Origin of the sequence: Pseudomonas fluorescens (assembly GCF_902497875.1) — a bacterium.
GTDB lineage: Bacteria > Pseudomonadota > Gammaproteobacteria > Pseudomonadales > Pseudomonadaceae > Aquipseudomonas > Aquipseudomonas fluorescens_BR.
Genome location: NZ_CABVHY010000015.1, coordinates 112,985 through 132,164, shown reverse-complemented (window position 1 = coordinate 132,164; position 19,180 = coordinate 112,985). Strand labels below are relative to the sequence as shown.

The 19,180-nt window shown below is 57.7% G+C and carries 17 protein-coding genes and 2 tRNA genes; 1 reads left to right on the top strand and 18 read right to left on the bottom strand.

Features of this window, described 5'->3' with window-relative positions; all coding sequences use genetic code 11:
- Positions 1–141 precede the first annotated feature (141 nt).
- The 14 genes from rpsO to rlmE form a co-directional block, all read right to left on the bottom strand.
- Positions 142–411 (bottom strand): 30S ribosomal protein S15, encoded by a 270-nt coding sequence (gene rpsO, locus F8N85_RS16925; protein ID WP_003176135.1) that lies wholly within the window; start codon positions 409–411, stop codon positions 142–144.
- Between the two features lie 117 nt (positions 412–528).
- Complete coding sequence (gene truB, locus F8N85_RS16920; RefSeq protein ID WP_150804693.1) at positions 529–1,446, bottom strand: tRNA pseudouridine(55) synthase TruB; 918 nt, start codon at positions 1,444–1,446, stop codon at positions 529–531.
- A gap of 3 nt (positions 1,447–1,449) precedes the next feature.
- Positions 1,450–1,851, bottom strand: coding sequence for a 30S ribosome-binding factor RbfA (gene rbfA / locus F8N85_RS16915; protein ID WP_007942872.1), 402 nt, complete (start codon positions 1,849–1,851; stop codon positions 1,450–1,452).
- Between the two features lie 159 nt (positions 1,852–2,010).
- Positions 2,011–4,527: a translation initiation factor IF-2 gene (gene infB / locus F8N85_RS16910; RefSeq protein WP_150804692.1), complete on the bottom strand. Its 2,517-nt coding sequence runs from the start codon at positions 4,525–4,527 to the stop codon at positions 2,011–2,013.
- A 27-nt stretch (positions 4,528–4,554) separates the two neighbouring features.
- On the bottom strand, positions 4,555–6,036 hold the full coding sequence (gene nusA, locus F8N85_RS16905) for a transcription termination factor NusA (protein WP_150804691.1): 1,482 nt from the start codon (positions 6,034–6,036) through the stop codon (positions 4,555–4,557).
- A 47-nt stretch (positions 6,037–6,083) separates the two neighbouring features.
- Entirely contained in the window at positions 6,084–6,542 is a 459-nt protein-coding gene (gene rimP, locus F8N85_RS16900) for a ribosome maturation factor RimP (protein WP_150804733.1), read from the bottom strand.
- A 141-nt stretch (positions 6,543–6,683) separates the two neighbouring features.
- A tRNA-Met gene (locus tag F8N85_RS16895) sits at positions 6,684–6,760 on the bottom strand.
- Positions 6,761–6,855: 95 nt separating this feature from the next.
- Positions 6,856–6,941: transfer RNA gene (locus tag F8N85_RS16890), tRNA-Leu, on the bottom strand.
- 28 nt (positions 6,942–6,969) lie between these two features.
- Positions 6,970–7,353, bottom strand: coding sequence for a preprotein translocase subunit SecG (secG, locus tag F8N85_RS16885; protein ID WP_150804732.1), 384 nt, complete (start codon positions 7,351–7,353; stop codon positions 6,970–6,972).
- Between the two features lie 4 nt (positions 7,354–7,357).
- Entirely contained in the window at positions 7,358–8,113 is a 756-nt protein-coding gene (tpiA, locus tag F8N85_RS16880) for a triose-phosphate isomerase (protein WP_150804690.1), read from the bottom strand.
- Positions 8,114–8,179: 66 nt separating this feature from the next.
- Positions 8,180–9,517, bottom strand: a complete 1,338-nt coding sequence (glmM, locus tag F8N85_RS16875; RefSeq protein WP_150804689.1) for a phosphoglucosamine mutase — start codon at positions 9,515–9,517, stop codon at positions 8,180–8,182.
- Between the two features lie 16 nt (positions 9,518–9,533).
- Positions 9,534–10,385 carry a dihydropteroate synthase gene (folP, locus tag F8N85_RS16870; RefSeq protein ID WP_150804688.1) on the bottom strand — a complete coding sequence of 284 codons (852 nt, stop codon included), beginning with the start codon at positions 10,383–10,385 and terminating at the stop codon, positions 9,534–9,536.
- A gap of 8 nt (positions 10,386–10,393) precedes the next feature.
- Positions 10,394–12,301, bottom strand: coding sequence for an ATP-dependent zinc metalloprotease FtsH (gene ftsH, locus F8N85_RS16865; protein ID WP_150804731.1), 1,908 nt, complete (start codon positions 12,299–12,301; stop codon positions 10,394–10,396).
- A gap of 199 nt (positions 12,302–12,500) precedes the next feature.
- Entirely contained in the window at positions 12,501–13,133 is a 633-nt protein-coding gene (rlmE, locus tag F8N85_RS16860; protein ID WP_150804687.1) for a 23S rRNA (uridine(2552)-2'-O)-methyltransferase RlmE, read from the bottom strand.
- 116 nt (positions 13,134–13,249) lie between these two features.
- On the opposite strand from rlmE, the gene F8N85_RS16855 reads away from it, so the two are divergent.
- A complete protein-coding gene (locus F8N85_RS16855; protein ID WP_150804686.1) occupies positions 13,250–13,558 on the top strand; it encodes a YhbY family RNA-binding protein in 309 nt (102 codons plus the stop codon).
- A 9-nt stretch (positions 13,559–13,567) separates the two neighbouring features.
- On the opposite strand, the gene F8N85_RS16850 is transcribed toward F8N85_RS16855, so the two are convergent.
- The 4 genes from F8N85_RS16850 to carA all read right to left on the bottom strand — a co-directional run bounded on the left by F8N85_RS16850 (position 13,568) and on the right by carA (position 18,973).
- A complete protein-coding gene (locus F8N85_RS16850) occupies positions 13,568–13,972 on the bottom strand; it encodes an MFS transporter (RefSeq protein ID WP_150804685.1) in 405 nt (134 codons plus the stop codon).
- Positions 13,973–14,000: 28 nt separating this feature from the next.
- Positions 14,001–14,477, bottom strand: coding sequence for a transcription elongation factor GreA (gene greA, locus F8N85_RS16845; RefSeq protein ID WP_150804684.1), 477 nt, complete (start codon positions 14,475–14,477; stop codon positions 14,001–14,003).
- Complete coding sequence (gene carB, locus F8N85_RS16840; RefSeq protein WP_150804683.1) at positions 14,474–17,695, bottom strand: carbamoyl-phosphate synthase large subunit; 3,222 nt, start codon at positions 17,693–17,695, stop codon at positions 14,474–14,476. Before carB ends, greA begins: the two co-directional genes overlap by 4 nt.
- 141 nt (positions 17,696–17,836) lie before the next feature.
- Positions 17,837–18,973 (bottom strand): glutamine-hydrolyzing carbamoyl-phosphate synthase small subunit, encoded by a 1,137-nt coding sequence (carA, locus tag F8N85_RS16835; RefSeq protein WP_150804682.1) that lies wholly within the window; start codon positions 18,971–18,973, stop codon positions 17,837–17,839.
- Positions 18,974–19,180: the final 207 nt, after the last annotated feature.

Sequence of the window (19,180 nt, the reverse complement as noted above, 5' to 3'; positions counted from 1 at the left end):
TGGGCAATGTCGGGAATCGGCCCAACGCCTGTCCAGGGTAAAACGTGTATCCAGATAAAACTTGAGGCTGGGAGCCTGCCATGCGCCAGCGGGAAACCCACTGACGCACAGCAAACAACCAACCTCTAGCGCAATCGCTTATTAGCGACGCAGACCCAGGCGACCGATCAGAGCCTGGTAACGACCCAGATCCTTGCCTTTCAGGTAGTCCAGCAGCTTGCGACGCTGGTTTACCATGCGGATCAGACCACGACGGGAGTGGTGATCTTTACCGTTGGCCTTGAAGTGACCTTGCAGTTTGTTGATGTTGTGGGTCAGCAGTGCAACTTGCACTTCTGGCGAACCAGTGTCACCAACAGCTTGCTGGTAGTCAGCTACGATTTGAGCTTTTTCTTGAACGTCGAGAGCCATGAGGCAATCCTTTTATCAGGAAACTGTTTCAAAGAAACAGCTTCAACAGGCCAGGGACAAATCCCTGTATCTAAAAATGAGTAGTGACCGTGCCTGTTAACAGCCACCCTCTTCCGGTCATTCTGACCGAATCAGTCGACGCGGCGCGATGCGCCCGTCTTCGCTCACTTCACCGATACCGATGAAGCGACCGTTATGATCCTGTACCCGTACCATGCCGAACTTCGGTGCATCCGGGGCTCGGACCGGTTGGCCGTTGAGCCAGTAGAACGAGCTGTGCTCCGAGAACTGCAACAGCGGCCAATCCAGCAGGCCGCTGTCCGATGGCATCAGGAAGCGATCGACCGCTTCATTGCCGCCTTCGGCATGTACTGCTTCCAACTCTTCCAGCGTGACCGTCTGGGCCAGCGTGAAAGGCCCGGCCTGGGTACGTCGCAATTCTGCCACGTAAGCGCCACAACCGAGTTGCTCACCGATATCCTCCACCAGGGTGCGGATATAGGTGCCTTTGCTGCAATCCACTGCCAGCCGGGCAGTATCACCCTCGAACGCTAGCAATTCCAAGCGCGCAATAGTAACAGAACGCGGTTCGCGCTCCACCACTTCACCTGCACGAGCGAGCTTGTACAAAGGCTGGCCATCACGCTTGAGGGCCGAGTACATCGGTGGTATCTGACTGATTTGACCACGAAAGTTCGGCAAAACAGCTTCTACATCGGCGCGACCAACGGTCACCGGGCGTTCCAGCAAAACTTCACCTTCGGCATCCGCCGTAGTGGTCGTTTTGCCCAGTTGCGCCAGGGTTTCATAAGCCTTATCGGAATCGAGCAGGTATTGCGAGAACTTGGTGGCCTCACCGAAGCACAACGGCAACACGCCAGTGGCGAGCGGATCAAGACTGCCGGTATGCCCGGCCTTCTCGGCATTGAGCAGCCAGCGAACCTTCTGCAACGCCGCGTTGGAGGTAAACCCCAACGGTTTGTCGAGCAGGATGATGCCACTGACATTACGACGGATACGTTTGACCTGAGCCACCGATTACTCCTTGGCGTCTTCTGGTTCAGCCGCGACCGGGTGCTGGTTGTCCTCAGCCACGGCGCGCTCGATCAACGCCGACAGATGAGCACCACGCACAACGCTTTCATCGTAGTGGAAGTGCAGCTGTGGAACGCTGCGCAGCTTCATCTCGCGAGCCAGCTGCATACGCAGGAAGCCGGCGGCGGAGTTGAGCACCTTGATGCTCTGGGCGATGTCCTCGGCGTTGTCCTGGCCCATCACGGTGATGAAAATCTTGGCGTGACCGACGTCACGGCTGACTTCAACAGCGGTAATGGTGACCAGACCGACGCGCGGATCTTTGACTTCACGACGGATCAGTTGTGCCAGCTCGCGCTGCATCTGATCGCCGATACGCTGGGTACGGCTATATTCTTTTGCCATGTATCGTTACCTGTCACTGACCCACGGTGAAACCCGTGTGGTCTGAAAGCGGCAAACGCCCGGCCTGGCAGAAGCCGGACCGGGCGTTGCGTTTAGAGTCCCGAGTGAGCGCAGCGCATTTGCACGCTATGACCCACCATGGCTCTTGGAGCTCGCGACTTAGAGGCTGCGAGCAACCTGGACCTTCTCGAAGACTTCGATCTTGTCGCCCGGCTTGACGTCGTTGTAGCTCTTGACGCCGATACCGCATTCCATGCCGGCACGCACTTCGGACATATCGTCCTTGAAGCGGCGCAGGGATTCGAGTTCGCCTTCGAAAATAACGATGTCTTCGCGCAGTACACGGATCGGACGGTTGCGGTGAACCACACCTTCCAGAACCATACAGCCGGCGATCGCACCAAACTTCGGCGAACGGAACACGTCGCGGACTTCAGCAATACCCAGGATGTTCTCCCGGACGTCGCTGCCAAGCATGCCGGTAAGGGCTTTCTTGACGTCTTCGATGATGTCGTAGATCACGTTGTAGTAACGCATATCCAGACCTTCCTGCTCGACGATCTTGCGCGCGCCGGCATCGGCACGCACGTTGAAGCCGAACAGTACAGCGTTGGAGGCCAGTGCCAGGTTGGCGTCGCTCTCGGTGATACCACCGACACCGCCACCGACTACGCGCACTTGCACTTCGTCGTTACCCAGGCCGCCGAGGGCGCCCTGCAGAGCTTCCAGCGAGCCACGGACGTCGGATTTGAGGACGATGTTAAGCGTCTTCTTCTCTTCCTGACCCATGTTCTCGAAGATGTTTTCCAGCTTGCCAGCGTGAGCACGAGCCAGTTTGACTTCGCGGAACTTGCCTTGACGGAACAGGGCAACTTCACGCGCCTTCTTCTCGTCAGTCATTACGCTCAGCTCGTCGCCAGCTTCCGGCGTACCGTCCAGGCCGAGAATCTCGACCGGAATCGATGGACCGGCTTCTTTGATCGGCTTGCCGTTTTCGTCAAGCATCGCCCGGATACGGCCGAAGTTCGAACCGACCAGGACCATGTCACCTTGACGCAGCGTACCGTCAGAAACCAGAACGGTTGCAACCGGACCACGACCTTTGTCGAGACGCGATTCAACCACAACGCCACGACCAGGAGCGGACGGGGTTGCTTTCAGCTCGAGAACCTCGGCTTGCAGCAGAACTGCTTCCAGCAGGTCGTCAACGCCAGTACCCATTTTCGCGGACACTGAAACGAACGGAGTATCACCACCCCATTCTTCGGACGTGACGCCGTGGACCGACAGTTCGCTACGAATACGATCGAGATCGGCACCCGGCTTGTCGATTTTGTTCACTGCAACAACCAGTGGAACACCGGCAGCCTTGGCATGCTGAACAGCTTCGATGGTCTGCGGCATTACGCCGTCGTCCGCCGCAACTACCAGAATCACGATGTCGGTCGCCTTGGCACCACGAGCACGCATTGCGGTAAACGCGGCGTGACCTGGGGTGTCGAGGAAGGTGACCATGCCGCGTTCGGTTTCAACGTGGTAAGCACCGATGTGCTGGGTGATACCACCGGCTTCGCCAGCAGCTACCTTGGCACGACGGATGTAGTCGAGCAGCGAGGTTTTACCATGGTCAACGTGGCCCATTACGGTCACGACTGGCGCACGGGAGAATGCCTCGCCTTCGAACTTCAGCGATTCTGCCAGGGAATCTTCCAGGGCGGTGTCGCTGACCAGGGTCACTTTGTGGCCCAGTTCTTCAGCTACCAGTTGAGCAGTTTCCTGATCGAGTACCTGGTTGATGGTCGCCGGAGTGCCCATCTTGAACATGAACTTGATGACTTCAGCAGCCTTGACCGACATCTGCTGGGCCAATTCGCCAACAGTGATGGTCTCGCCGATCTGCACGTCACGAACCACTGGGCCGGTTGGGCTCTGGAAACCGTGGGCGTTACGTTTCTTCAGCTTGGCCTTGCCGCGACCACCACGACGGAAGCTATCGCTTTCTTCGTCGGTAGTACGAGGGGCAACGCGTGGAGCCGGAGCCTTCTCTTTAACGGTTGCACGATGCGGAGCATTGCTTTTGCGCTCGCCATCGCTGCGACGACTGCTGTCATCACTGCGTGGTTTGTCCGGGCGACGTTGCTCATCACGCTTGCGAGCGTCGGCAACCGGTGCAGCAGCCACTACAGGAGCGGCTTCACGCACAGGTGCGGCGACAACAGCAGGCGCTGCAACAGCGTCATTTGCGGACGATTGCGCAGTAGCAGGCTGGCGACGCGCTTCTTCTTCGGCGCGACGCTTGGCTTCTTCTTCAGCCTTTTGACGAGCAGCATTTTCTACTGCGCGACGTTCTTCCAGTTCGCGTTTGCGCTCGGCTTCGATTTCTTCCGGGCTGCGCTGTACGAAGACTTTCTTCTTGCGGACTTCAACGCTGATACTTTTGCTGCCAGCAACACGCAGTGTGCTGGTGGTTTTACGCTGCAAAGTGATCTTGCGCGGTTCTTCCACTTTCGCCTTGTGGCTGCTTTTCAAGTGAGTCAGCAGAGCCTGCTTCTCACTGTCGGTCACATCTTGCTCGGCGGCGGTGTGCGGCAGACCTGCCTCACGCATCTGCTGCAACAGGCGCTCTACCGGTGTTTTGACCTCATCGGCCAGTTGTTTCACCGTGACTTGCGTCATGCACTTCTCTCCTCAGGCCGCGCCTAATTACTCGAACCAATGGGCTCGGGCGGCCATGATCAACTTGCCGGCACGATCATCGTCAATGCCGTCGATGTCGAGCAGGTCGTCAATAGACTGCTCGGCCAGGTCTTCGCGGGTAATTACGCCGCGCACCGCCAGTTCCATCGCCAAATCCTTGTCCATACCCTCAAGCGAGAGCAGGTCTTCGGCCGGATGGGCGTCTGCCAGCTTTTCCTCAGTAGCGATGGCTTTAGTCAACAAACGATCCTTGGCACGAGCGCGAAGCTCGTTGACGGTATCTTCGTCAAAGCCGTCGATGTTGAGCATTTCTTCCAACGGTACGTAGGCAATCTCTTCCAGGCTGGTGAAGCCTTCATCGACCAGTACCTGTGCCAGATCTTCGTCGACTTCCAGCTCGTCGATGAAGTTGCGCAGGATGTCGCCGGTTTCTGCTTGCTGCTTAGCCTGGATGTCCGATTCGGTCATCACGTTCAGGGTCCAGCCAGTCAACTGGCTAGCCAGACGCACGTTCTGACCACCGCGACCGATGGCCTGAGCCAGATTGTCTGCGCCAACGGCGATGTCCATTGCATGGGCATCTTCGTCAACAATAATTGCCGCGACTTCAGCCGGTGACATGGCATTGATCACGAACTGCGCAGGGTTATCGTCCCACAGGACGATGTCCACACGCTCACCACCCAACTCACCCGACACTGCCTGGACGCGCGAACCGCGCATACCGATGCAAGCGCCTTGCGGGTCGATGCGTTTATCTTTGGAGCGGACCGCGATCTTGGCGCGCGAACCCGGATCACGGGACGCTGCCATTACTTCGATCAGGCCTTCAGCAATTTCCGGCACTTCGATGCGGAACAACTCGATCAGCATTTCCGGCGCGGTACGCGACAGGATCAGCTGCGGGCCGCGGTTCTCGGTGCGGATTTCCTTGAGCAGCGCACGAAGACGCACGCCTACCCGGAAAGTTTCGCGCGAGATGATGTCTTCACGAGCCAGCAACGCTTCAGCGTTGTTGCCCAGGTCAACGATCACGTTGTCGCGGGTGACTTTCTTCACGGTGCCGGAGATGATTTCTCCCAGACGCTCGCGATAGGCATCAACGACTTGAGCACGCTCGGCTTCGCGGACTTTCTGCACGATCACCTGTTTGGCGGTCTGTGCAGCGATGCGGCCAAACTCGATCGAATCGATTTTGACTTCAACGATGTCGCCAGCTTTAGCACCAGGCTGGGCTTCCTGAGCCTGCTCGACCCACATCTCGATAGCTGGATCGTCCAGATCTGCTTCTTCGACTACCGCCCAGCGACGGAAAGTTTCATAGGCACCGGTGTGGCGATTGATTTCCACACGCAGGTCAACTTCGTCTTCGAAACGTTTTTTGGTAGCAGTGGCCAGAGCCAGCTCCAGCGCTTCAAAAATAACGTTTGCCGGTACGCCCTTTTCATTGGATACCGACTCAACAACCAGCAGTACTTCTTTGCTCATCGTACGCCTCGCCTTTCGCAAGCCATTGGATCCGCGGGATCCGCGTCTCAGTCAAAACTGGGAATAATGTTGGCCTTGTCGATCATATCGATCGGCAACAGGAACTCATGATCTTCAACCAGCACCACGATGTCCTGCTCTTCTACGCCGCGCAGAAGGCCTTGAAAATTGCGTCGACCTTCAAAAGGCGAGCGCAGCTTGATCTTCACTTGTTCACCGGCAAATTTTGCAAACTGCTCAAGAGTGAACAGTGGGCGTTCCATGCCAGGCGAGGAAACTTCAAGGGTGTATTCAACAGCGATCGGATCTTCAACATCCAGGAGACCGCTGATCTGACGGCTGACGATGGCGCAGTCATCCACCAAAACACCGCCTTCCTTATCGATATAAACGCGTAGCAGTGAGTGGCGACCTTGAGCTGAAAACTCAATACCCCAGCATTCATAGCCAAGGGCCACGACCACCGGGGCCAGCAAGGCCTGCAACTGTTCTAGCTTGCTCGACACCTGAACCCCCTCGTGCATGTTTTGCATGCTGTATAAATAAAAAAAAATGGGCGAAGCGCCCATCCCTGAAACGCCGTCGAATAACGCCGTTATAAAGTGTCCAGCTAACAAAAAGCCCCTGAAAAGGGGCTCCGCTAAAACTGGTTGCGGGGGCCGGATTTGAACCGACGACCTTCGGGTTATGAGCCCGACGAGCTACCAGACTGCTCCACCCCGCGACAAAGCTGGGGCGGAAGTATACGACCGATCCCTTTCAGGGTCAATCGAACCTCCACCTACAAGAAAGCCCGCAACAGCGGGCTCTCCTGATAATTGGTACCGAGAAGGGGACTCGAACCCCTACACCCTATGGGCACAACCACCTCAAGGTTGCGTGTCTACCAATTCCACCACCTCGGCAATACAACAATACTACCTGAAACCCTTCTTACTTTTGCTCTTGAGCTGGAGGTACGTCAGTCGCAGTAGGTGCCGACTTTTGCTCTTGAAGCACCGGTACATCATCAGAAGCCGGTTTTTGCACTGGAACTTCCAACACTGCTGGATTTGGCAAACCTACTTGAGTCAGCTCTTGAGCCTTCTCTTTAGCAAAGTAACCTAACCCTAAGCTGGTTATGAAGAAACCTGCGGCAAGTATAGCAGTAAACTTACTAAGAAAGGTAGAGGAACCTTGGCTTCCGAACACAGTATTTGAAGCACCTGCTCCGAAAGACGCGCCAGCGTCCGCACCTTTACCCTGCTGCAGCAATACCAGAGCAATTACGCCCAACGCGCCCAGCAGATGAAAAACGACTACGACTGTTTCCAGCATTTTTTCAGTTTCCCGCGGCGCGACAAATCGCACCGAACTCATCTGCATTCAGGGAAGCTCCACCAATGAGCCCCCCATCGATATCCGGCATGCCGAACAGTTCGACCGCATTGGCCGCCTTCACGCTGCCGCCGTATAGAAGTCGCACACCTTGTGCGACTTCAGAATTTTCTGCCGCCAACTGCGCGCGGATGGCTGCGTGCACATCCTGCGCCTGTTGCGGTGAAGCAGTCAGCCCGGTGCCAATGGCCCAGACCGGCTCGTAAGCGATGACTGCCTTTGCAAGCGCATCGACGCCCAGCTCTTCAATGATACTACTCAGCTGACGCCCGACAACCTCCAGCGTCTTTCCGGCTTCGCGCTGCTCGAGGGTTTCCCCTACACACAACACCGGAATCAGACCGCAGGCCTGGGCCGCTGCAAACTTGCGATTGAGCACACCGTCCTGTTCACCCATGATCAGGCGACGTTCGGAATGCCCAACCAGTACCAGGGAACAACCTGCATCCGCCAATTGACTTGGCGCAATTTCACCAGTCAAGGCACCTTGCATGGCTTCCACCGCAGAATTCTGCGCGCCGACCGAAATCGACGTGCCTTTCAAGCCATCAATCACTTGATTGACAAACAAGCAAGGCGGGAATACCGCAACATCAACACCGCTCGGCAAGGCCATATGACTAAGGCCATTGATCAGCTCAGCGACGCTGGCGCGGGTACCGTGCATCTTCCAGTTACCAGCTACCATAGGGCGACGCATGCTGTACCTCGTCGGTCAAAGTGGGCGCAGATGTTACCCAACCGCATCAACACTGGCAAGCCGAAATCAGGCAGAAACTTCAGCAACCAGTTTTGCCAGCTCGTCGGCATAACCGCGAACCTGGGTTTCGTCATCACCTTCGACCATTACGCGAACCAATGGCTCGGTGCCGGATTTGCGCAACAGCACCCGTCCACGCCCAGCCATCTGTGCGGTAACACGGGCACACGCCTCTTTTACCGCGGCATCCTCGACCGGATTCGCACCGCCCGAGAAACGCACATTGACCAGAACCTGAGGACACTTGCGCACCGCCTGACGGCACTGCGCCAGACTCTCGCCACGACTCTTCAAGGCCATCAAGACCTGCAGCGCCGCAATGATCGCATCGCCGGTAGTGGTGTGCTGGAAACAGACAATGTGCCCGGAGTTCTCACCGCCAACCTGCCAGTTGCGCTCAAGCAGCTCGGAAATCACATAGCGGTCACCGACATTGGCACGGATGAACGGGATACCCAGGTCAGCCAGAGCCAGCTCCAGCCCCAGATTACTCATCAGAGTCCCGACCACACCACCCTGCAGCTTATTACGCTCATGCAGATCGCGGGCAATGATGAACAACAATTCATCACCATCGACTATCGCGCCCGTGTGATCGACCATCAATACCCGATCGCCATCGCCATCGAAGGCGATACCCAGATCGGCATGTTCGGCGAGCACGGCTGCCTGCAGTTGACCCATATGAGTCGAGCCACAGTTGTCATTGATGTTCAAACCATTGGGTTGAGCGGACAGCACGGTGACCTGCGCACCCAACTCACGAAAGACGCTTGGAGCCACCTTGTAGGTAGCACCGTGGGCGCAATCGATAACGATCTTCAGACCGGAAAAACTGGTACCGGTCGGCACGCTGCTTTTACAGAATTCGATATACCGACCGGACGCATCGTTGATCCGCGAAACTTTGCCGATCTTGCTCGACTCGACGACTGTCATCGGCGCTTCGAGCAGCTCTTCGATCATCAATTCGATATCGTCCGGCAGCTTGGTGCCCTGTCCGGAAAAGAATTTGATGCCATTGTCGTCATGCGGGTTGTGCGAAGCACTAATCACAATACCGGCCTCGCCCTGGAAGGTGCGGGTCAGGTAGGCGATTGCCGGTGTCGGCATCGGCCCCAAGAGCATTACATCAGCCCCAGCGGCGGACAGACCGGCCTCCAGGGCAGATTCGAACATGTAGCCGGAGATCCGCGTGTCCTTGCCCACCAGCACCCGACAGGCGCCCATGCTGCGAAAGGCCATGCCCGCAGCCCAACCGAGCTTGAGCATGAAATCAGGAGTAATAGGGAATTCGCCGACCCGACCGCGAATGCCGTCAGTGCCAAAATATTTTTTCGTCATAAGTACTCCATCATTCTTATTCGGCTGATTCTACTGCTGCGATCATCCGTACCACATCTACTGTTTCGGCCACGTCATGCACGCGCAAGATCCGCGCACCCTTGACCATAGCCAGCGCCGCGAGAGCCAGACCGCCGTGCAGCCGCTCTCCGACCGGACGATTTAATGCCATGCCGATCATGCTCTTGCGCGAAACTCCGACCAGGAGAGGTCGGCCCAAGGCATGCAGCGCTTCCATATGTTTGAACAGACTCAAATTGTGCTGCAGGTTTTTCGCAAAACCGAAGCCTGGATCGAGAATGATCCGCTCGGCAGGGATCCCCACCGACTCACACTGGGCCATGCGCTCGGCCAGGAACGCACCCACTTCGCGGGTCACGTCCTGGTACCGTGGATCGTCCTGCATATCCCCGGGCTCGCCGAGCATATGCATCAGACACACCGCAAGCCCCGTGGCTGCTGCTGCATCAAGCGCTCCATCACGGCGCAATGCACGCACATCGTTGATCAGACCCGCACCCAGTCGCGCGGTTTCACGCATGACCGCGGGTGTCGAGGTATCGACCGAGATGATCACATCCAGTTCACGATGGATCCGCTCGACAATGGGCGCCACACGCTCAAGTTCTTCGGTCGGGGAAACCACCCGCGCACCAGGCCGGGTCGACTCACCGCCGACATCGATCAGCGTAGCACCCGCCGCAACCATTGCTTCGGCATGGCGCAAGGCCGCATCCAGCTGGCTGAAACGGCCACCGTCGGAGAAGGAATCAGGAGTAACATTAAGAATACCCATCACGTGCGTGTGGGCCAAATCAAGAACCCGGTTGCCGCAAGGCAACCGGGTCGAGGACTGTACAGAAGTCATTTCAAACCTTAGACGTCGGCAGCCGGACCACCGATGGGCGTTTCCGGACGCTCACCCTGCACTACCGGAGGTGTTCCGGAAGTACCGGTACCACCCGACCAGTCACGAGGCTCGCGTGGAGTCCGACCTGCCATGATGTCGTCGATCTGCTCGGCATCGATGGTCTCGTACTTCATCAAGGCATCTGCCATGGCGTCGAGCTTGTCGCGGTTATCGGTGAGGATCTGCTTGGCCGTGCCGTAGCACTGGTCAATGATGCTGCGTACCTCGGAGTCGATCAGCTTCGCGGTCTCGCCCGAGAAACTGGCGTGTTGGCTGCCGCCGCGACCCAGGAACATTTCGCCTTCTTCTTCGGCGTACATCAGCGGACCGAGTTTTTCCGACAGACCCCATTTGGTCACCATGTTCCGCGCAATCTGGCTGGCGCGCATGATGTCGTTGGAGGCACCGGTGGTGACACCGTCGAAGCCCAGGGTCATTTCTTCAGCAATCCGGCCGCCGTACAGCGAGCAGATCTGACTGATCAATGCACGCTTGGACAGGCTGTAGCGGTCTTCTTCCGGCAGGAACATGGTCACACCCAGCGCACGACCGCGAGGGATGATCGAGACCTTGTAGACCGGATCATGCTCAGGCACAACACGACCGACGATAGCGTGACCCGCTTCGTGGTAAGCCGTGTTCTGCTTCTCTTTTTCGGACATGACCATGGATTTGCGCTCTGCGCCCATCATGATCTTGTCCTTGGCCAGTTCGAACTCTTTCATCTCGACCACGCGTTTGCCCGTGCGGGCAGCAAACAGCGAGGCTTCGTTCACCAGGTTGGCCAGATCGGCACCGGAGAAGCCTGGAGTACCCCGTGCGATGACTGCCGGAGCGACGTCGTCACCCATCGGCACTTTACGCATGTGAACTTTCAGAATCTGTTCGCGACCACGAATGTCCGGCAGACCCACCACGACCTGGCGGTCGAAACGGCCTGGACGCAGCAATGCCGGGTCGAGCACGTCAGGACGGTTGGTTGCGGCAATGACGATGATGCCGTCATTCATTTCGAAACCATCCATCTCTACCAGCAACTGGTTGAGAGTCTGCTCGCGCTCATCGTGACCACCACCCATGCCGGCGCCACGGTGACGACCGACGGCATCGATTTCATCGATAAAGATGATGCAGGGTGCGTGTTTCTTGGCCTGTTCGAACATGTCGCGAACACGGCTGGCGCCGACACCGACGAACATCTCGACGAAATCGGAACCGGAAATGGTGAAGAACGGCACTTTGGCTTCGCCGGCAATCGCCTTGGCCAGCAAGGTTTTACCAGTACCTGGAGGACCGACCATCAGCACACCGCGCGGAATACGACCGCCCAGGCGCTGGAACTTGCCCGGGTCGCGCAGGAACTCGACCAGCTCGCCCACTTCTTCCTTGGCTTCATCACAGCCGGCAACGTCGCCCAGGGTAGTTTTCACCTGGTCTTCGGACAGCAGGCGTGCCTTGCTCTTGCCGAAGCTCATCGGCCCGCCCTTGCCGCCCGCACCGCCCTGCATCTGGCGCATGAAGAACATGAACACGGCGATGATCACCAGGATCGGGAAGCTGGCGACCAGGAGTTGGGTCCAGATGCTTTGCTGCTCAGGCAGCTTGCCTTCGACAGCCACATTGTTTTCCACCAGGTCGCCGATCAGGCCATTGTCCTGGATCGCCGGACGAATGGTCTTGAAGCTGTCGCCATCGGCGCGCTTGCCGGTGATCACATAACCATCTACAGCGACGCGCTCGACCTTGCCATCCTTCACTTGCTGGATGAAGTCGGAATAGTTGAGGGTCTGCGGCTCGTTAGGGCTGGAGAAGTTGTTCATCACCGTCACCAGGACAGCCGCGATGATCAACCACAGGATCAGATTCTTTGCCATATCGTTCAATTAACTACCCTCTGAAGCAAGCTCCGCTACTGGCGCGCGCTTCGCATGATATTCACCGGCCTAACTTACTACATTACCTACAGCTCTGGCAGGCGCTGTCTGTAACCCTTTGTGAAACACTTTCTACACAATATTCGCTAATGCTCACAAGGCGAAATACGAAAATCCTATCGCCTCGGTCGAAAATTCCCTACTCCTCGCTGCGCCCGCGGAAACCACGGCCCAGCAGGTACTGCTCGCGGGAGCGGTCGCGCGACGATTTCGGCTTGCGCGTCGTAACCTTCTCGAACTGCTTGCGCACGTTCTTGTGGTACTCGTCGAAACCCTCACCCTGGAAAACCTTGATCAGGAAATCACCACCCGGCTTGAGTACCCGAGTCGCCAGATCCAGTGCCAACTCGCACAGGAACATCGATCTCGGCATATCAACGGATGCCAGTCCACTCATATTGGGGGCCATATCGGAAATCACAAGGTCTACTTCTTTATTTCCGACCGCCTCGAGGATCTGCGCCAGTACCGCGTCTTCAGTAAAGTCGCCCTGAATGAAGGTCACATCGGGGATGCTGTCCATTTCAAGGATGTCCGAAGCGATGAGGGTCCCCTGCCCGCCAATCAGACGACTGGTCACCTGGGACCAGCCCCCTGGCGCGGCGCCCAGGTCGATCACGCTCATGCCTGGACGGATCAAACGGTCCCTTTCCTGGATCTCCAGCAGCTTGTAGCTGGCACGGGAGCGATACCCGTCTTTTTGCGCCATTTTCACGAATGGGTCGTTGAAATGTTCTTGCAGCCATTTAAGGCTTGTCTTGGAACGGGCCACAGGCCACCTCAAAAATAAACTCAAAAATAAACGGGTCGTGATTAACTGGGCGGTCCCGGACTCGCTCGGGTAAACTGGCCGCCGCTTTTTACAAGATCAGACACAGGGGTCAGATTATGCCGCTCACTCAAGAGCAGAAGAAACAGTACAAATCCATTGGCCACCATCTGAAACCAGTATTGACTGTGGCTGATAACGGTTTGACTGAAGGTGTGTTAGCCGAACTGGAACGCGCATTGAGCGATCACGAGCTGATCAAAATCAAGCTCAACATCCTCGAACGCGAATCGCGCCTCGGTGCCGTTGCCGAATTGTGCAAGGCCGGCAAGGCGGATCTGGTGCAAGTCATCGGCAAAATGGCGTTGATTTACCGCAAGAACTTCAGCGTCAACAAGCAGCTGTCGAACGTTCATCGCTTCAAGTGATTTCAAGGGTCAAGGGTGTGCTTCGCGCACCCTGCCGCTCCATCCTGGCACTGGCTGCAGTACCAGCACAAGACCGGAAAACCCCAAGACCAGATAGCTGAACAACTGCCAGCGAAGCGCTTCCGGCAAACCGATGCGCACCGCGAAATACATCCCGCACCCATACAGCGCCATCAGCAGCAATTGCCCACGAATATCGCGCCACAGACTCGACAGGCCCAAGGCCCGTATCAGCACCAGAAGCTGCAGAGTCACGCACACTGCCGCAAATCCTACCAGCAGCGCACTCAACAGATTACCAATCTCTTCGATCAGCAGCGGTGCCAGGCCAATTTGCCCCAGCACCGGTAGCAGACCAATGTGCAGCAGCCACACGCCGCCCACCCACAACATCTGGGTCAGCTGCCAGAGCATGGCGCCCGCTCGTAGCGGGCGCCTCAGTTCAAATGTGACGAACTTCGACAATCTCGTACTCGATAACGCCGCCAGGCGTTTTGACTGCCACCACATCACCCTCTTCCTTGGCAATCAAGGCGCGAGCCAGCGGTGAGCCGACCGAAATCTTGCCTTGCTTGAAGTCAGCCTCGTCTTCACCAACGATGTGATACGTGACGCTTTCATCGGTTTCAACATTGGCGATTTCGACGGTGGTGCCGAAAATCACTTTGCCGGTATGAGGAATGCTCGTGACATCGATGATCACCGCGTTCTGCATGCGGCCTTCGATAGCACGGATCCGCGCCTCGACCATGCCCTGCTGTTCGCGGGCGGCATGGTATTCAGCGTTTTCCTTCAAGTCGCCCAACTCGCGGGCCGTACCGATATCCTGGCTGAGCTTCGGACGGACGACCTTGGTCAGGTGAGCGTGCTCTTCTTCCAGGGCTTTTGCGCCCTGGACGGTCATTGGGTATTTGATCATGCCTTCAATCCTGCGTGTAGATCCTGCAAGCGACGCACGGTCTTCTCGGGACCGAACTTGAGCGCTTCGCAGATGGCTTCGCCAGCAGCAATGGTAGTGGTGCAGTAAATCTTGTGCTGCAAGGCATTACGACGAATGGAGTACGAATCAGCGATCGACTGACGACCTTCGGTGGTGTTGATGATCAGCGTGACTTCGTCATTCTTGATCATGTCGACCACGTGCGGACGACCTTCGGTCACCTTGTTCACACGGCGCACTTTCAGACCTGCGGCTTCAATCAGCTTGGCAGTACCGGCAGTGGCGACCACTTCGAAACCCAAGTTGATCAGATCACGGGCCACGCCTGCAACCAGCGGCTTGTCATCGTCACGCACGCTGATGAATGCGGTACCGCCGGTCGGCAGCACTTCACTGGCACCCATCTGGGCTTTGGCAAAGGCTTCGCCGAACGTATCGCCGACGCCCATCACTTCACCGGTGGACTTCATCTCAGGGCCGAGGATCGGGTCAACGCCAGGGAATTTGGCGAACGGGAACACCGCCTCTTTCACGCTGTAGAAGTTCGGGATGATTTCCTTGGTGAAGCCGATTTCCTTCAGGGTTTTACCGGCCATGACGCGAGCCGCGATCATTGCCAGGGAAACACCGATGCACTTGGAGACGAATGGCACGGTACGCGAAGCGCGCGGGTTGACTTCGATGACGTAGATGTCTTCGCCTTGCAGCGCCAACTGAACGTTCATCAAGCCGACCACACCGAGTTCCAGGGCCATTTTCTTGACCTGCTCACGCATTTCGTCCTGGATGTGCGCAGGCAACGAGTACGGCGGCAGCGAGCAAGCGGAGTCACCGGAGTGCACGCCTGCCTGTTCGATGTGCTGCATGATCGCGCCGATCACCACGTCGGTGCCGTCGCAGACCGCGTCGACGTCCATTTCAATGGCGCAGTTGAGGAAGTGATCCAGCAGCACCGGGCTGTCGTTGGACACTTTCACCGCGTCGCGCAGGTAACGCTTGAGTTCTTCTTCTTCGTAGACGATTTCCATCGCCCGACCGCCCAGTACGTAGGACGGACGCACCACCAGCGGGTAACCGATCTTGCCGGCAGCGCGAATCGCTTCGTCTTCGCTGCGAACGGTAGCGTTCGGCGGCTGACGCAGGTTCAGGCGCTCGACCATCTGCTGGAAACGCTCACGGTCTTCGGCGCGGTCGATGGCGTCAGGGCTGGTACCGATAATCGGCACGCCGGCTTCTTCCAGGGCGCGAGCCAGTTTCAGTGGAGTCTGGCCGCCGTACTGGACGATCACACCCTTGGGCTTCTCGACGCGGACGATTTCCAGCACGTCTTCCAGGGTTACTGGTTCGAAGTACAGGCGATCGGAAGTGTCGTAGTCGGTGGATACGGTTTCCGGGTTGCAGTTGACCATGATGGTCTCGTACCCGTCTTCGCGCAGTGCCAGTGCCGCGTGCACGCAGCAGTAGTCGAACTCGATGCCCTGGCCGATGCGGTTCGGACCGCCGCCCAGGATCATGATCTTGTCACGGGTCGACGGGTTGGCCTCGCACTCTTCCTCGTAGGTCGAATACATGTAGGCGGTATCGGTGGCGAACTCGGCGGCGCAGGTGTCGACACGCTTGTAGACCGGATAGACCTCAAGCTTGTGACGATGGCGACGCAGGGCCTTCTCGGTCACGCCCAGCAGCTTGGCCAGACGCGCATCGGAGAAGCCTTTGCGCTTGAGGCGGTACATCACGTCGCGGTCGATAGTGGCCAGACCGAGGGTCTTGACCCGCTCCTCTTCCTTGACCAGATCTTCGATCTGCACCAGGAACCATGGGTCGATCATGTTCATGCCGAAGATGTCTTCGACGGTCATGCCGGCACGGAAGGCATCCGCGACGTACCAGATACGCTCGGCGCCCGGCACAGTCAGTTCGCGTTTGAGCACGCCCATGCTTTCCGGGTTGCTCAGGTCGAGTTTCGGGTCAAGCCCGCAAACGCCCACTTCCAGGCCGCGCAGGGCTTTCTGCAGGGATTCCTGGAAGGTCCGGCCGATGGCCATGACTTCGCCGACCGATTTCATTTGCGTGGTCAGGCGCGCGTCGGCCTTGGGGAACTTCTCGAAGGCGAAACGTGGCAGCTTGGTCACGACGTAGTCGATGGACGGCTCGAAGGACGCCGGGGTCTTGCCACCGGTGATTTCGTTCTGCAGTTCGTCGAGGGTGTAGCCGATCGCCAGTTTGGCCGCGACCCGGGCAATCGGGAAGCCGGTGGCCTTGGAGGCCAGCGCCGAAGAACGCGATACCCGCGGATTCATCTCGATCACGACCATGCGACCGGTGTCCGGGCAAATACCGAACTGCACGTTCGAACCGCCGGTTTCCACGCCGATCTCACGCAGTACCGCCAGGGAGGCGTTACGCATGATCTGGTATTCCTTGTCGGTCAGGGTCTGTGCCGGCGCAACAGTGATCGAGTCACCGGTGTGCACGCCCATCGGATCAAAGTTTTCGATGGAGCAGACGATGATGCAGTTGTCCTTCTTATCGCGGACAACCTCCATCTCGTATTCTTTCCAGCCGATCAGCGATTCGTCGATCAGCAGCTCTTTGGTCGGCGACAGGTCCAGACCACGGGCGCAGATTTCTTCGAACTCTTCACGGTTGTAAGCGATACCGCCACCCGTGCCGCCCATGGTGAAGGACGGACGAATGATGCACGGGAAGCCAAGCTTCTCGAGCACCACGTTGGCCTCTGCCATGCTGTGGGCGATACCCGAACGCGGGCAGTCCAGGCCGATGGACTTCATCGCCTTGTCGAAACGCGAACGGTCTTCAGCCTTGTCGATGGTGTCGGCATTGGCACCGATCATTTCCACACCGAACTTCTCCAGAACGCCTTCGCGCTCCAGGTCCAGGGCGCAGTTCAGAGCGGTCTGGCCACCCATGGTCGGCAGCAGCGCGTCAGGACGTTCCTTTTCGATGATCTTGGCAACGGTCTGCCACTTGATCGGCTCGATGTAGGTGGCGTCGGCCATGTCCGGGTCGGTCATGATGGTTGCCGGGTTGGAGTTCACCAGGATGACGCGGTAACCCTCCTCGCGCAGGGCTTTGCAGGCCTGGGCGCCGGAGTAGTCGAATTCACAGGCCTGGCCGATAACGATCGGGCCAGCGCCGAGAATCAGGATGCTTTTTATATCTGTACGTTTTGGCATTAGTTGTCACTCAAATCCGCAGGTCCGACGGCAATCCCGGAGGAGAGGCCGCCTTGAACATTTTCCGAGGTGGCTGAGGGAAATTCGCCGGGGTTACCGGGCTCGCCTCAGGCGCCTTTTCGCTACATTCTCAAGGCGCGATTAGCGGCGCTTGGCCATGGCGTCGATGAAGCGATCGAACAATGGCGACACGTCATTCGGGCCCGGACTCGCTTCAGGGTGACCCTGGAAGCTGAATGCGTTCTTGTCGGTGAGCTCGATACCTTGCAGGGTGCCGTCGAACAGCGATTTGTGGATCGCCCGAACGTTGGCTGGCAGGGTCGCTTCGTCCACCGCAAAACCGTGGTTCTGGCTGGTGATCATCACAACACCGGAGTCCGTATCCTGCACCGGGTGGTTGGCACCGTGGTGGCCGTGACCCATTTTCACCGTCTTGGCGCCGCACGCCAGGGCCAGCAACTGGTGACCGAGACAGATGCCGAACACCGGGATCTCGGTTTTCAGAATGTCCTTGATCGCCTGGATCGCGTAGTCGCAAGGCTCCGGATCACCAGGGCCGTTGGACAGGAACACGCCGTCCGGCTTGAGTGCCAGGGCTTCGCTGGCCGGGGTTTGCGCCGGCACTACGGTCACGCGGCAACCGCGCGCGACCAGCATGCGCAGAATGTTCACCTTGACGCCGTAGTCGTAGGCAACCACGTGGTACGGCAGCTCGGAGGCGTCGATCGTCGCGTGGCTGTCGGTTTTCAGATCCCAGACCGTGGAGCGCCACTCGTACTGCTCTTTGGTGCTGACAACTTTCGCCAGGTCCATGCCTTTGAGGCCAGGGAAGCCACGAGCAGCAGCGATGGCCGCCTCGTCGGAAATGTTGTCGCCGGCCATGATGCAGCCGTTCTGCGCGCCTTTCTCACGCAGGATGCGTGTCAGGCGGCGCGTGTCGATACCGGCGATTGCCACAACGTTGTTGGCTTGCAGGTAATCGGACAGTGACATCGTGTTACGCCAGTTGCTCGCCACCAGCGGCAGGTCACGGATGACCAGGCCAGCCGACCAGACGCGGTCGGACTCGGCATCTTCCGGCGTAGTGCCGGTGTTGCCGATGTGCGGATAAGTCAGGGTAACAATCTGTTGGGCGTAGGAAGGATCGGTAAGGATTTCCTGATAGCCGGTCATGGCGGTGTTGAACACCACCTCACCAACGGTTTGACCGTCGGCTCCAATGGCTTCGCCGCGAAAAATGCTGCCATCAGCAAGGGCGAGTATGGCTGGCTTAGTCAAGAAGACCTCCCGTAAATAAAGCCTGAAAGGGCGATCGCAGGTTGCAAAAAAGCGGAATGACGTATAGACACGTCACCCCGCTTCTTCGTCGAATTATCTGCGCGCTTTTAGTGGACACACTAAAGCTGTAGCTTACAGAAAAAGGCTTTTTTGGTCTACCGCTAATGAGCCTAAAAGGCAGAGGAATGCGACAGAACATCGCTTAGC